At 63.0% G+C, this 20,916-nt stretch carries 19 protein-coding genes and 1 tRNA gene; 18 read left to right on the plus strand and 2 right to left on the minus strand.

Translation table 11 applies throughout. The annotated features are described in order from the left end of the window. Window positions 1-19: 19 nt before the first annotated feature. From VGH98_09465 to VGH98_09550, 18 genes are all read left to right on the plus strand, one after another. Window positions 20-1,327, plus strand: coding sequence for a Glu/Leu/Phe/Val dehydrogenase (locus tag VGH98_09465; GenBank protein ID HEY2376187.1), 1,308 nt, complete (start codon window positions 20-22; stop codon window positions 1,325-1,327). A gap of 35 nt (window positions 1,328-1,362) precedes the next feature. Then, complete coding sequence (locus tag VGH98_09470; GenBank protein HEY2376188.1) at window positions 1,363-1,827, plus strand: 23S rRNA (pseudouridine(1915)-N(3))-methyltransferase RlmH; 465 nt, start codon at window positions 1,363-1,365, stop codon at window positions 1,825-1,827. Window positions 1,828-1,837: 10 nt separating this feature from the next. After that, the gene (bshC, locus tag VGH98_09475; protein ID HEY2376189.1) at window positions 1,838-3,418 is read left to right on the plus strand and encodes a bacillithiol biosynthesis BshC; all 1,581 of its coding nucleotides are present in this window, start codon (window positions 1,838-1,840) and stop codon (window positions 3,416-3,418) included. Continuing rightward, complete coding sequence (gene murJ / locus VGH98_09480) at window positions 3,415-5,031, plus strand: murein biosynthesis integral membrane protein MurJ (GenBank protein ID HEY2376190.1); 1,617 nt, start codon at window positions 3,415-3,417, stop codon at window positions 5,029-5,031. Before bshC ends, murJ begins: the two co-directional genes overlap by 4 nt. A gap of 84 nt (window positions 5,032-5,115) precedes the next feature. Continuing rightward, complete coding sequence (uvrC, locus tag VGH98_09485) at window positions 5,116-7,023, plus strand: excinuclease ABC subunit UvrC (protein ID HEY2376191.1); 1,908 nt, start codon at window positions 5,116-5,118, stop codon at window positions 7,021-7,023. Beyond that, the gene (locus VGH98_09490) at window positions 7,020-8,165 is read left to right on the plus strand and encodes a threonine synthase (protein ID HEY2376192.1); all 1,146 of its coding nucleotides are present in this window, start codon (window positions 7,020-7,022) and stop codon (window positions 8,163-8,165) included. The genes uvrC and VGH98_09490 overlap by 4 nt, the downstream gene beginning before the upstream one ends. Window positions 8,166-8,175: 10 nt before the next feature. After that, window positions 8,176-9,351, plus strand: a complete 1,176-nt coding sequence (gene larC, locus VGH98_09495; GenBank protein ID HEY2376193.1) for a nickel pincer cofactor biosynthesis protein LarC — start codon at window positions 8,176-8,178, stop codon at window positions 9,349-9,351. Window positions 9,352-9,415: 64 nt separating this feature from the next. Further along, window positions 9,416-11,026, plus strand: coding sequence for a tetratricopeptide repeat protein (locus VGH98_09500; protein ID HEY2376194.1), 1,611 nt, complete (start codon window positions 9,416-9,418; stop codon window positions 11,024-11,026). Window positions 11,027-11,267: 241 nt separating this feature from the next. Then, complete coding sequence (locus VGH98_09505) at window positions 11,268-12,572, plus strand: DUF512 domain-containing protein (GenBank protein HEY2376195.1); 1,305 nt, start codon at window positions 11,268-11,270, stop codon at window positions 12,570-12,572. Beyond that, the gene (gene der, locus VGH98_09510) at window positions 12,569-13,888 is read left to right on the plus strand and encodes a ribosome biogenesis GTPase Der (GenBank protein HEY2376196.1); all 1,320 of its coding nucleotides are present in this window, start codon (window positions 12,569-12,571) and stop codon (window positions 13,886-13,888) included. Before VGH98_09505 ends, der begins: the two co-directional genes overlap by 4 nt. Window positions 13,889-13,897: 9 nt before the next feature. Next, a complete protein-coding gene (gene plsY / locus VGH98_09515) occupies window positions 13,898-14,590 on the plus strand; it encodes a glycerol-3-phosphate 1-O-acyltransferase PlsY (GenBank protein HEY2376197.1) in 693 nt (230 codons plus the stop codon). Then, window positions 14,587-15,585 (plus strand): NAD(P)H-dependent glycerol-3-phosphate dehydrogenase, encoded by a 999-nt coding sequence (locus VGH98_09520; GenBank protein HEY2376198.1) that lies wholly within the window; start codon window positions 14,587-14,589, stop codon window positions 15,583-15,585. The genes plsY and VGH98_09520 overlap by 4 nt, the downstream gene beginning before the upstream one ends. Continuing rightward, on the plus strand, window positions 15,582-15,956 hold the full coding sequence (locus VGH98_09525) for a MerR family transcriptional regulator (protein ID HEY2376199.1): 375 nt from the start codon (window positions 15,582-15,584) through the stop codon (window positions 15,954-15,956). Before VGH98_09520 ends, VGH98_09525 begins: the two co-directional genes overlap by 4 nt. Then, window positions 15,956-16,717, plus strand: coding sequence for a 5'/3'-nucleotidase SurE (gene surE / locus VGH98_09530; GenBank protein HEY2376200.1), 762 nt, complete (start codon window positions 15,956-15,958; stop codon window positions 16,715-16,717). Before VGH98_09525 ends, surE begins: the two co-directional genes overlap by 1 nt. Continuing rightward, entirely contained in the window at window positions 16,699-17,370 is a 672-nt protein-coding gene (locus VGH98_09535; GenBank protein ID HEY2376201.1) for a protein-L-isoaspartate(D-aspartate) O-methyltransferase, read from the plus strand. Before surE ends, VGH98_09535 begins: the two co-directional genes overlap by 19 nt. Before the next feature lie 269 nt (window positions 17,371-17,639). After that, window positions 17,640-18,197, plus strand: a complete 558-nt coding sequence (locus VGH98_09540; protein HEY2376202.1) for an adenine phosphoribosyltransferase — start codon at window positions 17,640-17,642, stop codon at window positions 18,195-18,197. Window positions 18,198-18,297: 100 nt separating this feature from the next. Then, a tRNA-Arg gene (locus VGH98_09545) sits at window positions 18,298-18,371 on the plus strand. Between the two features lie 42 nt (window positions 18,372-18,413). Beyond that, window positions 18,414-19,112, plus strand: a complete 699-nt coding sequence (locus VGH98_09550; protein ID HEY2376203.1) for a tetratricopeptide repeat protein — start codon at window positions 18,414-18,416, stop codon at window positions 19,110-19,112. Window positions 19,113-19,268: 156 nt separating this feature from the next. Here the strand turns inward: VGH98_09550 and dapF are convergent, their stop codons facing one another. Both dapF and VGH98_09560 read right to left on the minus strand, forming a co-directional pair. After that, complete coding sequence (dapF, locus tag VGH98_09555) at window positions 19,269-20,099, minus strand: diaminopimelate epimerase (protein HEY2376204.1); 831 nt, start codon at window positions 20,097-20,099, stop codon at window positions 19,269-19,271. 11 nt (window positions 20,100-20,110) lie between these two features. After that, window positions 20,111-20,833 (minus strand): polyprenol monophosphomannose synthase, encoded by a 723-nt coding sequence (locus VGH98_09560; protein ID HEY2376205.1) that lies wholly within the window; start codon window positions 20,831-20,833, stop codon window positions 20,111-20,113. Window positions 20,834-20,916: the final 83 nt, after the last annotated feature.

Consider the following 20,916-nt stretch of genomic DNA (forward strand, 5'->3'; position numbering starts at 1 on the left):
CCAGACTCTCCATCCACTCATGGCAACCGACCTTCGACTTCCGACTGATCGAATAGTCCGTCCGGACAAAGATCGATTTCTCAACGAGGAGAATCCGTTCGAAGCGATGATGTCGCGCTTCGATCGCGCGGCGGAGCTGCTCGATCTCGAACCGGGATTGTACAAGGTGCTACGCCATCCCGAGAAGCAGATCATCGTCTCGGTGCCGACATTGATGGACAACGGCGAGGTCGAGGTGTTCACCGGCTATCGCGTCATGTACAACACGTCGCGTGGTCCGGCGAAGGGAGGCATCCGGTTCGACTTACAGGTCACACTCGAAGAGGTCAAGGCGCTCGCGGCGTGGATGACCTGGAAATGCGCAGTCGTGAATCTGCCCTTTGGAGGTGCGAAGGGCGGTGTCGTTTGTGACCCCTTCAAGCTCAGCGCAGGTGAGCTGGAGCGACTCACGCGCCGCTACACCGCGGGAATCATCGCGACCCTCGGACCGGATTCGGACGTGCCAGCTCCCGATGTGAACACGAACGAGCGCGTCATGGCCTGGGTGATGGACACCTACTCGATGCACATGCGGCACACGGTGACGGCCGTCGTGACGGGCAAACCGGTGGAGATGGGAGGCTCGCTCGGGCGTCGCGAAGCAACGGGACGCGGCTGCATGATCGTCACCAAGGAGGCGCTCAAGCACCTTGGGATGTCGGTGCAGGGCACGACGATCGCCATTCAGGGGTTCGGGAACGTGGGCTCGATTGCCGCGCAGTTGCTCGAGAAGGAAGGCTGCAAGATCGTGGCGATCAGCGACAAGAGCGGCGGCTACTACAACAAGAACGGCATCGACCTCTCGTCGGCTTTTGCGCACGTGAAGCAGCATCGCGGCCTCGAGGGCTTCAAGGGCGGCGATCAGATCTCGAATGATGATTTGCTAACGCTCGACGTAGACGTGCTGCTCCCCGCCGCGCTCGAGAACGTGATCACGAGCAAGAACGCGCCGAAGGTCCGAGCGCGCGTCATCTGCGAAGGCGCGAATGGTCCAACGACCGCCGGCGCCGATTCGATACTCGATGAGAAGGGAATCTTTGTCATTCCTGACATTCTCGCGAACGCGGGCGGCGTCACCGTGTCCTACTTCGAGTGGGTGCAGGATCGTGGCGGTTATTTCTGGGACGAAGCGACCGTCAACAATCGCCTCACGGAGATCATGACCCGGAGCTTCGCCGACGTGCTGCAGCTGTCGCGACAGCACAAGGTGAACATGCGCACGGCGGCGTATATGCTGTCGATCAGCCGCGTCGCGACCGTTCATCGGTTGCGCGGCATTTACGCTTAGGTCGGGAGCCGCGAGCACGGGCGTCCGAGCACGAGATGCGAATGATCGTCGCCGTCGTCGGCAAGCCGCGAGATGCGGCCCTGGCGGCGGCGATTCGCGATTACGAGGCGCGAGCTGCGCGGTACTGGCCATTAGAGTTCAAAGAGGTCCGCGAAGAGTCGGGCCGGTCGCTCGCGCCGGAGCAAGTGCGTGCGCGCGAGGGCGAGCGTCTCGCGGCTGCGCTGCCGGATTCGACGTACGTGGTTGCGTGCGAGCGTGGCGGTGTCACGATGACCTCGGAGGAGTTTGCGCAGTGGCTGCAACGACGACGCGAGCAGGCAAAGGATGTCGCGTTCGTGATCGGGGGCGCTCACGGGCTTGGAGAGGCTACGCAACGCGTCGCCTCGGCGCGTCTCGCCCTTGCGCCGTGGACACTGCCTCACGAGATCGCGCGACTCGTTCTCGCCGAGCAACTGTATCGCGCGGGGACGATCGTGCGGCGCGAACCGTATCACAAGTAACAGCGCGCGCATGACTCTGCCCCGAGTGCTAACCGAGGAGTTGGGTGGCTCCCCGCTCGCGCTCGCCGCCCAGCGCGGAGAGCTTCGTCAGTGGTATGTCGAGCGCCCACGCAGCGCGGCGGCGTGGCGAGCCTACCTCGACAAAGTGCGCGCGACGCGCAGCGAGAACTGGTTGCGTGCGCTCGCGCCGGCGATCGATCCGCGCGGCGCGGCGGCGAATCGCTTGCAACGTGTGATCGACGCGGACGGCGTGGTCGTCAGTACGGGGCAACAGGCAGCGCTCTTCGGCGGTCCATTGTATACCCTCCTCAAGGCGGTCAGCGCGCTCACGCTCGCCGATGTGCTCGAGCGCGAAACCGGTATCGCCGTCGCACCGGTGTTCTGGGCCGCGACCGATGACGCCGACTTCGAGGAAGCGAGCGGGGCGAGTATAGTCGAACCAGGCGGCGTCCGTACGCTTCGCCTTCCGGCGCCGGAGCGCGACGGGATTCCGATGAACGACGTTCCGTTGGCGGAGGTCGAGCAACTCGTCGATCAGCTCGCGGCGGCGTGCGGCTCGGCGTCAGATCCGGGCGCGCTCGAGCTTATTCGTCGCGAGTACACGTCGCGGACGACGTTAGGGGCGGCCTACCTGCGACACATGCGCGGTGTACTCGAACCGTTGGGCATCGCCGTCCTCGACGCCTCGCACGCAGCCGTTCGCCGGGCTGCGCAGCCCGTCCTTTCGCGCGCCCTGGGCGCGGCAAGTGCCGTCGAGCGATCCCTGCGCGAGCGCTACGACAGCATTCGTGCCGCTGGGTTCGAGCCACAGGTCGATCACGTGCCTGATCTGTCGCTCGTGTTCGCCGGCGCGCCGAGCGGGGAAAAGCAACGCGTGTCGGTGCCAGACGCGGCGAAGTTGTTGACGACGGCGGAGGCACAAGCGCTCGGTGCAAACGTACTCCTGCGACCGATCGTTGAGCGTTTCATCATGCCGAGCGCTGCCTATGTCGCCGGTCCTGGAGAGCTAGCCTACTTCGCGCAGGTCGGTGCAGCGGCTGAGGAGCTGAACGTACCAACTCCATTGGCAGTGCCACGCTGGTCCGCGACGATTCTCGAACCGCGAATCGAGCGCTTGCTCTCGCGCCTCGAGATCTCGCGCGAGGAGCTGCGCGACCGGCACGCGGTCGAGAGTCGGTTGGCGCGCGCTTCTCTATCGAACGATGTCAGCGAAGCGCTCCGTCAGCTCCGTCACGATCTCGAAGCCGATGTCGCGGCGCTGGAAATCTCGGATCGTGACGACCTGGTTCCCGCCGCGTCTCTGCAAGGACTGAGGCGATCGCTGCTGCACCGAGTGGAGCGCGTGGAGCGACGCTATATCGCCGCAGTCAAGCGTCGAGAAGCGGAGATGATGCGGGACGTTGCGACGGCGAGCGGCGCGCTGTACCCAGCTGGGAAACGACAAGAGAGAGTGCTCAACTTCGTGCCCTTCCTCGCGCGTTACGGCGCGCCATTGATCGATCTCCTACGTGCGGAAGCCGAGCGCCACGCGTCGAGGCTGGTGACCGCAAATGCGGTCGGCCTCGACGCTCCGATCGCGGAACGGGTGTGACGACGACGGCACCCGTGAACAAGCCGGAGGCGTCGCAGCCGGTGGGACCACGCGGTACGGGAGCTGCCGCCGCGCTGGTCGCGTCGGGTATCCTCGCGTCACGATTGCTGGGAGTCGTTAGGCAATCGTTGATGGCGCGGTACCTCGGCGCTACGACCGGGATTGCTGCCGACGCGTTCATGGCCGCGTTCAAGATTCCCAATCTGCTGCAGAATCTGTTCGGCGAAGGGGCGTTGTCGGCATCGTTCATCCCGGTGTATTCGAGTCTGCTCGCGCGAGACGAAGGCGACGAGGCCGGTCGCGTCGCCGGCGCGGTCGCCGCGATTCTTGCGCTCGTGACGGCAGTGCTGGTGCTTCTGGGAGTGCTGCTGGCGCCGTTGCTGATCCCCGTCATTGCGCCCGGTTTCACGGGGGAGAAGCGCGTCCTCACGATAGCGCTGACGCGGATTCTGTTCCCGGGAGCGGGAATCTTCGTGCTGTCCGCGTGGTGCTTGGGCGTACTCAATAGCCACCGTCGCTTCTTTCTCTCGTACGCGGCACCGGTCCTCTGGAACGTCGCAATGATCGCCGCCCTGCTTGGCTTTGGCGGCCGGCAAGACCGAGTTCACCTCGCGGTCACGTTAGGCTGGGCCTCCGTAGCGGGAGCGGTCCTCCAGTTTCTGGTGCAGCTGCCTACCGTGCTCCGGCTGATACCGGGGCTTCGTCTGTCACTCGACTACACGCGGTCGAACGTCCGCAGAGTTCTGGCGAACTTCACTCCAGTGTTCTTCAGCCGTGGCATCGTGCAGGTGAGTGCGTACGTCGACCAGCTGCTGGCCAGCCTGCTGCCTCAAGGTATGGTTGCCTTGCTTGGTTACGCCGTCACTATTTACACACTGCCGGTGAGCTTGTTCGGCATGTCGATCTCGGCGGCCGAGCTCCCGGAGATGTCGAGTGTGCTGGGCGACGAATCGCAGATCGCGACGATGTTGCGAGCGCGACTGAACGCCGGGCTGCGACGCATTGCATTCTTTGTTATTCCATCGGCGGCGGCGTTTCTCGCTCTCGGAGACGTCATTGCGCGAGCGCTCTTCCAGAGCGGCCGGTTCAATCAGACTGATACGTTCTTCACGTGGGGTATTCTCGCCGGATCGGCAGTTGGTTTGCTGGCGAGCACGCTCGGACGTCTCTACTCGTCGACGTACTACGCGCTGCACGACACGCGTACGCCACTTCGCTTCGCGATCGTGCGCGTTACGTTGACGACGATGCTCGGCTATCTGTTCGCGATACCGCTCCCAGGCTGGCTCGGCATCGATCAGCGATGGGGTGCGGCGGGCCTCACGGCCTCAGCCGGCATCGCCGGCTGGATCGAGTTCCTGCTCCTGCGCTCCCGCCTCAATCGACGGATCGGCGCGACCGGTTTGCCGAAGTCGTATGTCGGCATGCTCTGGCTCTCGGCGGCGGTTGCCGCCGCGTCGGCGTTCCTGATCCGACGCGAGTTTTCGACTGCCCACCGATTCTTTTTCGCTGCCGTCGTCCTCGGTGCGTTTGGGCTCGTCTACGGCGCGCTGACGCTCGCGCTGCGAATTCCAGAAGCGCGAGTGTTGGTCGCTCGCGTCAGGCGACGCTAAGGAATCGGAGACAGCAGCGCGCTGGCGCGCGCTCGCTTTTGTACGAGGTGAGTAGAGGAAGGCACGCGGGGTATAATTCGAGGCATGGCGGGCGGCGCAGATTCCATTCTCGAGAAGATTCCTCATTTGCCGGAGTCGCCGGGGGTTTACCTCTGGCGCGACGCCGATGGCACGGTGCTGTACGTCGGTAAGGCAAAGCGATTGCGGTCGCGCGTACGGAGCTACGTCAATCCCGATCAGTTCACGAGTGTCCGAACGCTCGCGCTCATGCAGCAAGCGGCGTCACTCGACACGATCGTCGTACCGAGCGAGGCGCACGCGCTGATTCTCGAGGCGAACCTGATCAAGGAATATCGCCCGAAGTACAACATCGCGCTGCGCGACGACAAGTCGTATCCATACATCAAGGTCACGATCCCCGAGCCGTTTCCGCGGGTATACGTCACGCGCCAGGTCGTGGACGATGGCTCGCGTTATTTCGGACCGTACACCGACGTCGGTGCGATGCGACGTGCACTCAACGTTGTGAAGCGGATCTTTACCGTTCGCTCATGCACGTACGATTTGCCGCGCGCAGCGCCGGAGCGGCCGTGTTTGGATTATCACATCGGCCGGTGCAAGGCGCCCTGTGTGCTGCTTCAGTCACAGGCTGAGTATGGCGCGATGATCGACGAGGTCATCCTCTTTCTCGACGGGCGTGCCGATGAAGTGATGCGACGCGTGAAAGAACGAATCCAGCTCGCCGCCGATTCGCTCGACTTTGAACGCGCCGGGGAGTTGCGCGACATCCTGCAGCACCTCGAACGGCTCGAGGAGCCGCGCGTGGTGATGGAGTTCGAGGGTGGCGATCGCGACGTCATCGGGTACGCGCGTGACGGTGCCGACGCATGCGTCGCTTGGCTGCGTATTCGCGGCGGTAAGTTGCTTGCGCGCGACCATCAATTCTTCGAGAACATCGACGAGGAAAGCGACGCCGCGGTCCTGCAGGCGTTTCTCGTCGGCCCGTACCGCGTCGCGACAGAACGCACGCGCGAGTTGCTCGTTCCGTTCGATATGGAGGAGCGTGCGCTTGTCGAGGAATCACTCGACGGATCGAGGATCCACGTCCCGCAGCGCGGACCGCGGCGCGAACTCGTCGATCTCGCCACGCAGAATGCGCGGCATCTCCTCGAGGAAGCGCGGCTCACGGGTGAAGAAACCGAGGAGCGCGCCGGCGATCCGATCTACGAGCTGCAGCGGCAACTCGGACTGCAGCGTGTGCCGCGGGCGATCGTCTGCTTCGATATCTCTCACGCGCAGGGCACTGACACCGTCGCATCGTGCGTGTGGTTCCAGAACGGCCGGCCGTATCGCGCGGAGTATCGCAAGTTCAAAGTGCGTGACGTGCGTGGCATCGACGATTTCGCGTCGATGAGCGAAGTCGTAACGCGATATTTCCGTCGCCGGCTCGACGAAGCGAAGTCGTTGCCGGATCTGGTCGTGATTGACGGGGGGAAGGGACAGCTGAGCGCTGCTTATGCTGCGCTCGAGTCGCTCAGCCTCGGCACGCTGCCACTCATCAGTCTCGCCAAACGGGAAGAGGAGATCTTTCTCGTTGGGCTGCCGGAGTCGCTGCGGCTTCCGCGCCGTTCACCCGCGCTGCGCATCCTGCAGCAAGCCCGTGACGAAGCGCATCGATTCGCGATTACCTTTCAACGCAAGCGCCGGTCGATGCGTACGGTGACGTCGGAGCTGCTGCGCATTCCGGGAATCGGCGAGCGCAAGCGGCGCCAGTTACTCGAAGCGTTCGGCAGCCTCGACGGCGTGCGGACTGCGTCGCCCGAAGCAATCGCCGCGCTGCCGGGCTTCAGTCTCAAAGCGGCGGCGAAAATCCAGGCGGCGCTTCTCAGATCTGACGCGGCGTCGGCTCCAGATGCGGAAGCCAAAGACGACGCGGAGCAGTCCGAGGCCCTAACGACGTTGGCGACCAACCTCAATCAGAACGAATCGTGAGTAATTGGCACCTCGAATGTTCGGCGTGCGGGCACCAGGCGGCGGGCAACGCCCGAGCCGCAGTGTGTACGGTGTGCGGACAGCCCTATCTCGTGCGCTTCGACTCGGCGCCGCCTCCGCGTACGGCGGTGACGCAGCGCTGGGACATGTGGCGGTATTCCAAGGTGATGCCGCTCGCGGAGGGAGAGCAGCCGGTGTCGTTAGGTGAGGGGCTCACGCCGATGCATGACGCGCCGCAGCTCGCCAAGGAGATCGGCGTGCGCCGTTTGTGGATCAAGGACGAAGGGCTGAATCCCACCGGTTCCTTCAAGGCGCGCGGCATGAGCGCGGCGGTTACCCGAGCGCGCGCATTGGCCGTGCCCGGCTTCGTCGTCCCAACGGCAGGGAATGCGGGCGCGGCGCTCGCCGCCTACGGCGCCGCCGCGCGACTCCCGGTCCGCGTGTACGCGCCAGCGACGACGCCTCGACCGATACTCGACACGATCTGTGTGTTCGGTGCTGATCTGCAATTGGTCGACGGACATATCGGCGACGCCGGAAAGCAGGCGCGCACGTTCGCCGCGGAGAGCGGCTACTTCGATGTGTCGACGCTTCGCGAGCCGTATCGCATCGAGGGAAAGAAGACAATGGGCATCGAACTCGCCGAGCAGCTTGGCTGGCGGCTGCCGACTCACATTGTGTATCCCACGGGTGGCGGAACGGGGCTCATCGGCATGTGGAAAGTCTTCGCCGAGCTGCGCGCGTGGCGCTGGCTCGACTCCGAAGGGGGCCTCCCGAAGATGATCGTCGCGCAGGCGGAGGGCTGTGCGCCAGTCGTGCGTGCCTTTACCACCGGGCAGGATACGGCAACGCCGTGGGACAAACCGGTAACGCATGCGAGCGGGCTGCGCGTGCCGGGCCCGTTAGGCGATCGACTCATCCTGCGCGCGTTGCGCGAAAGCGGCGGCGACGCGCTTGCGGTGAGTGAAGAGGCAATAGTCGCAGGCACGCACCGCGTTTCACGCGCCACTGGCATCGATGCCGCGCCAGAGGGCGGATGCGCACTTGCCGTGACCGAGCAGCTGGTCGCCGCCGGGCGCATTCCGCGCGACGCCGAAGTCGTCGTCTTCAATACCGGAAGCGGCGCATCCTACCGATTCTGAGCGCACGTTGATGAAAATCGGCATTCTCGATCCCTTCAGCGGTATCTCGGGCGACATGACGTTAGGCGCACTGCTCGACGTTGGTCTCGACGCCGAGTGGCTCCGCGCCCTGCCTGACTCGTTAGGCCTCGAAGGCGTCGGCGTCCGCATTGCCGATGTCAAGCGAGCCGAGATCGCCTGCAAGAAGATCGACTTCGACATTCCGCCGCAGCCACATGGACGACACCTCCGTCATCTGCAGGACATCCTTTCCAAGTCGGCGGCGCCGCCGGCGGTGAAGGAACGCGCGAACCGCGCGTTCACGTTGATCGCCGAGCACGAAGCGGCGATTCATGCGACGACCGTCGAGCGTGTTCATCTCCACGAGGTCGGCGCGGTAGACGCGATACTCGATATCGTCGGCGGCGTGTGGGGCTTCGAGCAACTTGGGATCGCGCGCGTCTACTGCGGCGCGATTACAACCGGTGACGGAGTGGTTGAGGCAGCGCACGGAACGCTGCCAGTACCCGCACCGGCGACTTTGCGGCTGCTCGAGGGACACGCGGTTCGTCCCGGCCCCAGTGGTGCGGGAGAGCTCGTGACACCGACTGGCGCGGCGCTGGTGAGAGTACTCTCATCGGGGCCCCCGCCGAGCGAATACGTCCCATTGCGGAGCGGCTTCGGTGCCGGGACGAAAGACTTCGCCGGAAGAGCGAATGCACTGCGACTCATCGTTGCCGAATGCTCGTCAGGCGGGGGAGCGGCGACCATCGAGGATCTCGTGCAGCTCTCGAGCGACATCGACGACATGACGCCCGAGTATCTCGCTGCTACGGCGGACCTGCTGCGGGACTCCGGCGCCCTGGACGTCGTGCTGATCCCGACCACGATGAAGCGGGGAAGGCCAGGGACCCGGATCGAGGTTCTCGCGCGTCCGGCGGGGGCCGACGCACTCGAGGAAATCCTGTTTCGTGAGACGACGACCATCGGCGTTCGTCGAATTGCCGTGCGGAGACGGGCTCTGCCTCGCGAGTCACGAACGGTCGAAGTGCTCGGCCATTCGGTGGCGATCAAGGTCGTCCGGTTGCCCGACGGAAGCATGCGAGCCAAACCGGAATTTTCCGATGTTCAGCGCGTTGCGCAGGAGACAGGACGGCCGCTTCGGGATATATTCCAGCTCGCCGCCGACCAAGCGGAACGGCAATAACTCGAGGGTGTAAGGCAGCGCGGGCAGGTGCCCGGTTTTCGTGTTGCTAAACGAGGAGAGTTTGATGCTCGCTACAGCGAAGAAGGCTCTAGTACCCGTTCTGCTGTCTGCGGCGGTCACGGCTGTGGCCGGCGGTCAGCAGAAGGCAAAGGAATGCGAAGTGGACGAAGGCAAGCCCGGTGAAGTTGCGCGGGCCATGCTTTCGCTGCAGGTCGCGCAGAATTCGGCCAAGCCCGAGGACGCGCAGAAGCAGCTGAAGAACGCGATCGCCTCTCTCGAGAAGGCGGACAAGTCGAAGAACCCTGTCGGCGCGAATTTCGTTTACGGCAAGACGCTCGTGATGTGGCTTTCGCAGCCCAACATGACGTCCTCGACGACGCGCGGCGCGATCGGTTTTACCCAGAATCCAACGCAGCCGATAGATCTCGTGACATCGATCGATTCCGCGTTCTCCACGGTCGAGAAGGCGATGCCGGAGTGCGCGAGCCAGACGAGTGCGTGGCGCGCCCAAAAGGGCTGGGTCGCGATGATCAATGACGCAATTGGGCAGCTCAACGCTGATCACCCGGATTCGGCCGAGCTGCTTGCAAGGCGCTCGCTTGTTCTCAACCCGAATGCGCCATACGGCTACATGGTGCTCGGCAATCTGGCGCAGAAAAAGAATCAGCCGCGTCAGGCGATCGATTACTTCAAGCAGACCGTCGAGAAGTCGGGCACGGATACGACGTACGGTGACCTCAAGCGTCAGACGATGCTTGCGGCCGCGAATCTTGCTGCTGATGCCGCGGAGTCAGCGACGGGCGCCGAGAAAGCTGCCTACATCAGCGATGCGAAGTGGGGCTACGAGACGCTCGCGCAGGATCCGAAGGCGGGAAACTTCGCAGATCAGGCGCGGAGTGGGCTCGCGCGCATCGCATCGGCCAGTGGCGACACCGCCGCGGTTCGTGCGACCTACGCCGCGCAACTGGCGAATCCAAGTGCCTTGAGCTTTTCGCAACTGCTAAACGCTGGCGTCGGGCTGGCCAAGGCGAAGAACGTCCCGGATGCAATCACGATGTTCGAAGCGGCGTACAAGAAGAATCCGTATCATCGCGACGTGCTCTACAACCTTGCGATCATGTACCTCAACGCCGACAAGTATCCGCAGGCGTTACCGGTCATCCGTCAGCTCGTGAGCGTCGATCCGTCGAACGGCGACAACTACCGGCTCTTCACGATCAGCTTCGCGAATCTTGCGAAGGGCTATAACGAGAGGATCAAGAATTACAATGCGCTCGCGAAGAAGACGAAGCTGCCGAAGTCGAGCAAGGCCTACGAGGACTCGGCGCGCGTCTACTTCGATTCCGCCAAGGCGGTCAATGATTCGGCGCTGAAGTACAACAACATCGCCGAAGGATTTCCGATGAAGGTAACGTTCAACGAGTTCTCCACGGCGGAGGACAAGTCGACGGTCGGCGGCAGCATCATGAACAGCACCGACCAGAGCCAGACGTACACGGTGAAGGTCGATTTCCTCGACACCATGGGCAAGGCAGTGGCCTCACAGACCGCCACTGTCGGCCCTGTCGCGGCAGGTCAGAGCGGCCGATTCAGCGTGAGTAGTCCGGGCGCTGGGATTGCAGCGTTCAGGTATGCGCCGCTCGTCGATATCGCGACGATTAAGCCGAAGAGCTAACAGCGCAACTGACGAACTGCACCGGCGATCGACGGCAGTTGCGCGGTCGATTGGCGGCGCCGTCCGTCCGTAGTGCTCTCCAGATCACAAGTGCCTCATTTGGCTTGCCTTGGCTAGCCTGACCTTCTACCTTGCGTGAGCACTCGCGGCGCGCTGTCGCGGGCGATAGACGCGTTGGGGGAAGATCCGGTGATCTTCCCCCATTGCACTGATGGTGAGGGCGAGGCGAACCATGGTTCGCGTGAGCAAAGTACGAGCGGGAAGCATCGCGGAAGAGCTCGAGATCGTTCCCGGAACCGAACTGTTGTCCGTGAATGGCCGCGAGCTTCGAGACTTCCTCGATTGGGAGTTTCTCGCGGCCGACGACGAGCTCGTCCTCGAAGCGCGTCTCCCGAACGGAGAAGAGATCGTCTACGAGATCGAGCGCCCTGAAGGCGAGGCGATTGGCGTCGAGCTCGTGCCGCCGACCGTGCGTCGCTGCGCAAACCGGTGTGAGTTCTGCTTCATCGAAGGATTGCCCCCGGGTCTGCGTAAGAATCTCTACGTGCGCGACGACGACTATCGACTGTCTTTCGCGTACGGCAACTTCGCGACACTCTCGAATGTGAAAGAGCGCGACATCGAGCGCATCCTCGAGTATCGCCTCTCGCCGCTGTATGTGTCCGTGCATGCGACGCCCTGGGAAGCGCGGAAGGTATTGCTCAACAATCCACGCGTCCCTGACATCGCGGCGCAGCTGACGCGACTGGCTGGCGGCGGCATTCAGTTCCATTGTCAGATGGTGATCGTCCCCGGGCTCAACGATGGCGACGTCCTCGAGCAGTCGTTGCGCGACCTGTGGACGCTCGGCGACGCAGTCCTCTCTGTCGCGATCGTTCCCGTCGGCCTGACGCAGTTCTCGCATCTCTACACGGGAACGCCGATGGACGCAGCTCGCGCCGCGGGTTTGCTCGACATCGCCACGCGCTGGTCGAAGCGCGCAGAGCGCGAGCGCGGCGAGACGTGGGTCTTTGGTTCCGACGAGCTCTATTTGCTCGCGGAGCAACCGCTGCCGCCGGCGTCGCACTATGGTGATTTCGCCCAGATCGAGAACGGGGTCGGATCCGTCACCGCGCTGCGCGGGCGCGTGCGCGCAGGCCTAACGAGCCTGCCGCGCCTATCGAGCAAGCGCATCGGTGTGGTCACCGGAGTATCGATGGCCCCCCTCATGCCGGAACTCCTCGAGCTGCTTGCTGTAGCGACCGGGGCTCACTTCGAGCTGATTCGCGTCGAGAACTCGCTCTTCGGTCCCACAACGACGACCGCTGGGCTGCTCGTCGGCGCCGACATGCGGCGCGCACTGACGAATCGCTACGACCTGGATCTCGCGCTCATTCCCGCCGAATCGATCAACGATGACGGCGTGTTCCTCGATGAACAATCGTTCATCGAGGTCCGCGAATCGTTGCCGATGCCTTTGTATCCTTCGTATGACTTCATCGATGTGCTCGCGGGCGAGAGCGATGTCGAGCACGCGCGCGCTCCCGGCGGTGACGCAGCCGCATGAAAGACGCGGGTATTCCAGTCGTCGCCTTGCTCGGCCGACCGAACGTCGGAAAATCCGCGCTCTTCAATCGCATCGTCGGACACGAGACGGCGATCGTCTCCGAAGAGGCGGGAACGACGCGCGATCGCCACTTTGCGCGCGCGGACTGGAGTGGCCGCGCCTTCTGGCTGGTCGATACGGGCGGCGTTGCCGCCGACCCGCAGCGGCCGATGGATATCGAGATCCGGCGGCAAGTCGAACAGGCAGTCGGCGAGGCGGATCTGCTGCTCTTTGTCGTTGATGCCATCGCTGGTGTCCATCCAAGCGATGCGCATGTCGCGGACATGCTGCGCGCATCGGGAAAGCCCTGGTTGCTCGTCGCGAACAAAGTCGACAAGCCGCGCAGCACGGACTTCTACGAGTTCTACTCGCTTGGCGTCGGCGATCCAATTCCGGTCTCCGCCAACAATGGCATGGGTTCGGGCGATCTGCTCGACGAAGTCGTGCAGCATCTGCCTCCGGTTGCGGTGGAGGAGGAATCCGCGCTGCGCGTCGCTGTGGTAGGGCGTCCCAACGTTGGCAAGTCGTCATTCGTGAATCGGCTGCTTGGCGAGACGCGACTCGTCGTGTCCGAGATTGCTGGCACGACGCGTGACGCGATCGATACGCCGATGCGCTACCACGGACGTGAGCTCGTGTTCATCGATACCGCGGGCCTTCGCCGGCAAAGCCGCATCGAAGACGGAATAGAGTTTTATTCCGCGCTTCGTACACGACGGGCGATCGAGCGTGCAGAGATCTGCTTGCTGCTCGTCGAGCCCACCGAGGGGCAGATCCAGAATCAGGATCTCAAGATCGCCGCACTGGCGTGGGAAGCGGGACGTGGGCTGATCGTCGTCGTCAACAAATGGGATCTCGCGGAGCGCGACGACAAGGCCGCGGCGCGCTTCGAGAAGAAGGCGCGCGAGAAGGCTCCGTATCTGAACTTCGTTCCGTTCCTCTTTACCTCAGCGAAAACGGGCTTGCGAGTGACGCGCGTTCTCGATCTCATTGTCGCGGTCGATGAGGAACGGCAAAAGCGCATTGCCACATCGGAAGTCAATGAACGATTGGGTCAGCTGTTATCGCGGCTGCAGCCGCCGCAGGCCGCCGGGCGTGAAGTGAGGCTGAACTACGCAACGCAGGTGCAAACGTCGCCGCCAACGATCGCCGTATTCGGGAATCATCCGGAGCTCGTGGAGGAGCACTACGTGCGCTATCTGCATAACGGGTTTCGCGAAGCATGGGGATTTACGGGTAACCCGCTGCGAGTCGTGATGCGGCGAAAAGCGGGATAGCCAAAAGCAATGCATCCGGCACTCGCCATCGCGATCGCGTACGTCGCCGGCTCGATTCCTTCGGCATATATCGCTGGGAAGGCACGCGGCGTCGATCTTCGAAAACACGGCTCGGGCAACCTCGGCGCGACCAATGTCATTCGCGTGCTCGGCACGAAGATCGGGCTGGTCGTGTTCGCGTTCGATGTCGCGAAGGGTGCGATACCAGTATTGCTCTTGCCGCGGTACACGGTCTCCAGCTATCCGCCAATCTGGATCGCGATCGCGTGCGGCGTCGCAGCGATTCTCGGCCACACGCGGCCGTTGTTCCTGCTCTTCAAGCGCGGCGGGAAAGGCGTCGCCACCGCGGCCGGTGTCTTCCTCGCGCTCGCACCGATACAGACGCTGCTCGTTTTGATCGTGTTCGCCGTCGTGCTCCTAACGAGTGGATACGTGTCGCTCGGATCGCTCATCAGTGCGTCGCTGCTTCCCGTGCTCATCGGTGTGACGGTCGGTCCGACGTCGCCGCTGTTTGCGATCAGCGTCCTCGTTGCGTTGTTCGTGTACTGGACGCATCGCGGAAATATCGGGCGACTCCGACGAGGCGAAGAGCATCGCTTCGGCAAGCCAGGCACTCAGCCATCGCGTCGCATGGCGGCGGCGCTGGCGATTGGTCTCGTTGTCGTCCTCGCGGTGCTCGTGGCCGCGCGATTCGCAACGTGACGCGTTGCGCGGTGATCGGGGCGGGTGCATGGGGGACTGCGCTCGCTGATCTGATGGCCGTGGCCGGCCACGAGGTTCGGCTCTGGGCATACGAAGCCGATGTCGTGCAATCAATCAACGAGCGGCATGAGAACACCCGCTTTCTCGCTGGTGCACGATTGGCGCCCGAGCTGGTCGCGACCAATGACCAGTCTGTAGCTCTCGAGGAAGCGCGACTCGTCTTGTACGCTACGCCGTCGAACCATCTGCGCGGAATCGCGCGGTCGGCGGCGTCGTGCATTCATCGCGATGCGATCGTCACCGTTGCGTCCAAGGGAATCGAGCTGGGCACGATGGCGTTGATGACGGACATCATTGTCGCCGAGGTGCCTCGCCACGCAGTCGTCGCGTTATCGGGGCCTAGTTTTGCGGCTGAAGTGGCGGCGCGGCAGCCGACCGCCGTTGTTGCGGCCTCGGTTTCGGCCGATGCCGCTTTGTTCGTTCAGGAAGCGATGAGTGGCGGCAGCTTCCGTGTCTACACACACGACGACGTCGTTGGCGTGGAGCTTGGAGGCGCCCTCAAGAACGTGATGGCGGTCGCCACGGGAATCCTCGAGGGCGTTGGCCTCGGCTTCAATTCGCGCGCCGCCCTGATCACCCGGGGTCTCGCCGAGATGACGCGGCTAGGTATGTCGCTGGGGGCGCAGCCGGCGACGTTCGCCGGCCTCGCTGGTATCGGCGACCTAGTGCTGACGTGCACCGGCTCCTTGAGTCGCAATCGCGCGTTAGGCGTCGAGCTCGGGCGCGGCAAGACGCTCGAGGAGGCGCGCGCCGGCAAGGAGACGGTCGCCGAGGGCGTCGTAACCTGCGCGAGCACGATCGAGCTCGCGGCGCGCGAGGGCGTCGAAATGCCGATCGCGGAGATGGTCTATCGAATTCTATTCGATCATCACTCGGCAAAACTCGCTGCCCAAGAGCTGATGGCGCGTGAGCTGCGCGCCGAGCAGGACGTATGAGCGCCGGCCCGGATCCGATTCAGGAATTCTTCTCGATCGGCGAGGTCTGTGAGCTCACCGGTCTCAAGGCGCACGTGTTGCGCTACTGGGAGAGCCAGTTCCGTTTTCTGAATCCGGCGAAGAATCGGTCGGGCAACCGCGTGTATCAACGCAAGGAGATCGAGCTGGTTCTCCTCGTTAAGCATCTACTATACGCCGAGAAGTACACGATCGATGGGGCGCGCCAGAAGTTGAACGAGCATCGGAAGGCTGGGGGGCTGCGGCGGATCTCACGCGATGCGCTCGCCGTCGAGACACTCGAGTCGATCGAACAGGACCTTCGCGATCTCCTGCGACAGTTGGAGTCCTCGAGCGAGAATGGAGCGCGCTGATGCGGCTTCTGCTCACGAACGACGACGGCATCCTCGCGCATGGTCTCGAGTGCTTGCAGGAGGCAGCCGCGCCGCTGGGTGACGTCACCATCGTCGCCCCGGATCGAGAACAAAGCGCAACGAGCCATTCACTCACGCTCCACCATCCGATTCGGCCGGTTCGTCGCGGCGACACGAAGTGGCAAGTCGACGGCACGCCGACCGACTGTGTGATGCTCGCCGTCGAAGCCCTGATGCCTGAACGCCCGCATTATGTCCTGAGCGGAATCAACCACGGCCAGAACATGGGTGAGGACGTCCTCTACTCGGGCACCGTCGCCGCGGCGATGGAAGGTCTGGCGTTAGGCATACCGTCGATCGCGATCTCGTTCGCGGGCGGCGATCTTCGGGCGGATGTTACTCATCTGCGAAAACAGGTGCGGGTATTGACGGACCTGCTGCGCCACCTGACGTCGCTGCCGGCATTTCCACCCAACACGCTGCTCAATGTGAATCTACCGCCGGTCGATGGCGGTGCCGTGAAAGGCGTTCGATTGACGCGCCTTGGCCGGCGTGTGTATTCCAACTCGATCACGCCAATGCGTGATCCGTGGGGGCGCGAGATCTACTGGATTGGCGGAGGACACGCGAGTTGGACGGGCGAAGAAGACTCGGATTTTCGTGCGATCGAGGAAGGGTTCATTTCGGTAACGCCCCTGCAGCTCGATCTCACGCACTACAACGTTCTCGACGCGGCGGCGACATGGTGGCGCGACCTGTAGATCAGGAATTGCGCGGTGCACGACTGCGGCTCGTCGAGACGCTGCGCGAGAAAGGGATTCGCGATCTCGCCGTACTTCGCGCGTTCGAGCAAACGCTACGTCATCAATTCCTTCCGACGGGCTTACGCCATCGCGCCTACGATGATAGTCCACTGCCGATCGGGAATGGACAGACCATCTCGCAGCCGTCCATTCATGCGCGATACCTCGAGCTTCTGCACCTCAGTGGACACGAGAAGGTCCTCGAGGTCGGCACGGGCTCTGGATATCAAACCGTGCTCCTTGCGCACCTTGTTGAGCAAGTGTTCACCATCGAGCGAATTCCAGCGTTGTACCAACTGGCGCGCGAGGCCATTCAACGCGCGGGCGTCGGTAACGTCTCGATGCTGCTCGGTGACGGGACGCTGGGGTGGCGCGAATACGCGCCCTACAATGCGATTCTCGTCAGCGCTGGCGCACCTTCGGTGCCTGAGCCGCTCCTCACGCAAATTGCCGAAGGCGGACGCATGCTCGTTCCCGTCGGTACGCGCGAAGACCAACAGCTCGTCATGTACCAGCGCACGAATGGTCAGCTGCAGCGAAAGGAGCTCGGGCCCGTCCGCTTCGTGCCGCTCGTCGGCCATCACGGATGGGACCACCGGGAGAGGCGTTGAGTCGTGCTGTACGTCGCGGTGCGGGGAAGGGTGCAGGGAGTCGGATTTCGCTGGTTCGTCCGCGAACGTGCGCGTGCACTCGGCCTGACAGGGTGGGTGCGAAACAGGCAGGATGGCGCTGTCGAAGTGTTCGCTGTGGGTAACGAAGTGGCGCTCCAGAAGCTTCGCGCGCTCCTTAATTCCGGCCCCTCAGGAGCGAGGGTGAGCGAAGTCGAAGATCAACGCGCACAGCCAACCGCATCCGCGCTCGAGCCTTTCGGGATTCTCAAATGACCGTCGTTCAAAGCAGTGCCGCGCGAGAGCTCGAGTCGCGCATCAGAAGCGCGATTAGAGACATCCCGGACTTCCCGAAGCCGGGTGTCATCTTTAAGGACATCACGCCGCTGCTGTCCGACGCGTCATTGTTCCGCGCAACCACGGACGCGATGGCGCGGTCGTTCGAACCTGAGCGCGTCTCGCACGTCGTTGCGATCGAGAGCCGCGGATTCATCCTTGGGGCTCCCGTCGCACAGTATCTCGGCGCCGGATTTATTCCCGTCCGGAAATCGGGGAAGTTGCCGGCGAAAACGGAAGCGATCGAGTACGCGCTTGAGTACGGCACTGACCGACTTGAGATTCATGCGGACGCGTGTCACTGGGAACGCCGTCCGCGAGTGCTTATCGTCGATGACGTCCTCGCGACTGGCGGAACAGCCGACGCGACGCGTCGCCTCATCGAAGGGCTTGGCGGTGACGTTTTGGGCTTCTCGTTCCTCGTCGCGCTCAGTTTCCTTCCAGGACTCGAGCGCCTAAAACTGAGCCGCCTGCAGGCCCTGGTGACTTACTGAGGCCGCTCACTCAACGGGAGTCAAACGATGGCCGACTTGGCATCGTGGTGGGCGAAGTTGACGGTGGGCCGCTAATTTAAACTGGTTATGTCCGAGTCTTGCCCCCGTAGCTCAGATGGATAGAGCAGCGGTTTCCTAAACCGTTGGCCGGGTGTTCGAGTCACCCCGGGGGCGCTTTGGGACAAATAATCGGTCAACCTAACGAGGTCTTGCACAATGGCTGGGAAGCCGAAATCGACGACTCCGGAGCCCACTCCAGCGCCCTCTCCAGTGCGCGCGAACAAGCTGAGCGACGGTCTCGACGTCATGGAGTGGGTTCAGGTCAACTCGAGGCTGCTTGGCGGCGCGGCGGCGATCGTCGCTATCGCTGCGGCGGGCTACTGGTTCTACATCCGGTCGCAGCAGATCAAGACGGTCAATGCGGACCGGAGCCTGATGCAAGCCGAGCAATCGCTGCAGTCTGGCAACACGGCGCTTGCTAGCAGCGACCTGCAGCGGGTCGTGACGCGATATAAGGGAACCGGCGCGGGCACAGAGGCGGCGCTGTTACTGGCGCAGACCGACTACAACGGTGGCAAGTACGCGGAAGGGATCAAAGTCCTTCAGGAGATCTCCGGCCATGCAGGCGGCAGCGAGGCCGCCGTTCAGAGCCTCATGGGAGATGGACACGCGCAGATGGGCAAGAATGCGGACGCCGCGAAGGCATACGAGAAGGCGGCGGACGCGACCATATACGACAACGAGAAGGCCTATTATCGAGCAAAGGCAGCGCGTTCGTACGCCGCGGCCGGCAGCAACGCGGATGCTCGGCGGCTGTGGACGCAGCTCTCGACAGATCAGAAATCTCAGTCTGTGGCGGCAGAGGCTCGGGTGCGATTGGCCGAGCTCGACGCAAAACGGGCGGGCAAGTCGTGATTGCTGCTTGGTGATGTCGGTCTAAGACCGGAAGAATTGGCTCGTCGCTCGGCGGTCGGTTTGTGCAGCCGCAGATACGTACGTATAAGATGTATTATGTAAACTCAATCTGTGAAGAAATGTGGAGAAGCCAAATCGGTTCTCCACTTTCTCTTGCTAAATCGTTGCGCTGAATATCTCTGCGATATTCCCCACAAAGACGATCCGCGCCTCGCCAGATAGGGACGCGGCGTATCGGTCGCCAATCACGTGATGGCGGACGTGCAACGATCGGCCTGAGCGGGTCTTGAGCTCGACTGCGTCCGTGGCCTCACCCCAGGCGGCCAGCAACAAACCCGAGGCCACTGCCCCAGTCCCACAAGCGAGTGTCTCAACCTCGACGCCGCGCTCGTATGTGCGGATGTGCCAGCCATCGTCGCCGCGCGAAACGAAATTCACGTTCGCGCCGTGGCGCAGCGTTGGATGGTGCCGCAGCTCGCGGCCCCGCTCGACTACCGACATCCGCTCGACGTCTCCGCACAGGACCACCAAATGCGGCACGCCGACCAGCGCGAAGCCCAGACGACTCTCGCCTGCCGCCAATGCCGCGTCGAAGCAATCCTCGAGTTCTGTAACAGGCTGAAGGTCGATCTCGGGCTGACCCGCTCGAAAACGAGCGGTGACGGTTCCAGAGTCCGTCGATATCTCGAACTCGGAGTCCTGTTCAACGATCCCGAGTTCGACGGCCAACCGAGCGCCGCACAGCGTCGCGTTCCCGCAGAGCGCCGCGATCGTGCCGTCGCTGTTCAGGTATCGGATCGCAATGGAGGAACGGTTGCCGCGAAGAAAGACAATGCCGTCCGCACCGACGCCGGAACCGCGCGCGCAAATAGCACGGATCGTTGGCGTTTCCTCGAGCAGCCCGGCCGGCTCGCTCCTCACATCGACGAAGACGAAGTCGTTACCCGAGCCGGTCAGCTTATAAAACGGACGTCCCTTCTTGATCACGATTCACGCCCTCATACGATCCGCCTCAGGGCCCAGAACCGCAGCCGCCAGACCATCCAGACCGCCTCGCGCACGATCGACCGTGACATCTTACTCTGCCCTTCGGTACGATCGACGAACACGATTGGTATCTCTACGATCTTGAAGTGCTTTCGCCACGCGCGAAAGCTCATCTCGATCTGAAATGCATAGCCGTTGGACCGAACGTGCGTGAGGTCGATTGCCTGGAGCACCCTTCGGCGAAAGCATTTGAAGCCGCCAGTCGCATCCCACACAGGTAAGCCGGTGACTATGCGAGCGTACACGTTGGCGAAGTAACTCAACAGCAAGCGTTTGATCGGCCAGTTCACAACCGTCACTTTACCATTCCGGTAGCGCGAACCGAGGACGAGATCGGCGTCCTCGATCGCCCGAAGAAACTGCGTCAAATGCGCGGGATCGTGCGAGAAATCAGCGTCCATCTCGAACACGAAATCGTAGCACTGTTCGAGCGCCCAGTTGAATCCAGCAATGTATGCCGTACCAAGCCCCATCTTGCGTGGCCGCTTGATGATATGTAGCCGCGTCTCATGTTGCACGAGATCCCCGACGACTTCGCCGGTACCATCCGGTGATCCGTCGTCGACGACGAGGATCTCGAGGCGAGGATCCTGTTCGAGAATGGCTCCGACGAGTCGCGTGATGTTCTCGCGCTCGTTGTATGTCGGGACGATGACCAGCGCGCGTTCGGCCACTCCTCAACCTGCGGGGATTCGCACGAAGAGGGCTTCGCTGCCAGAGACTGCGTTTCCGCGTCGTGCACGCAATGTCGGCGGCG

The sequence above is a fragment of the Gemmatimonadaceae bacterium genome, assembly GCA_036496605.1.
GTDB lineage: Bacteria > Gemmatimonadota > Gemmatimonadetes > Gemmatimonadales > Gemmatimonadaceae > AG2.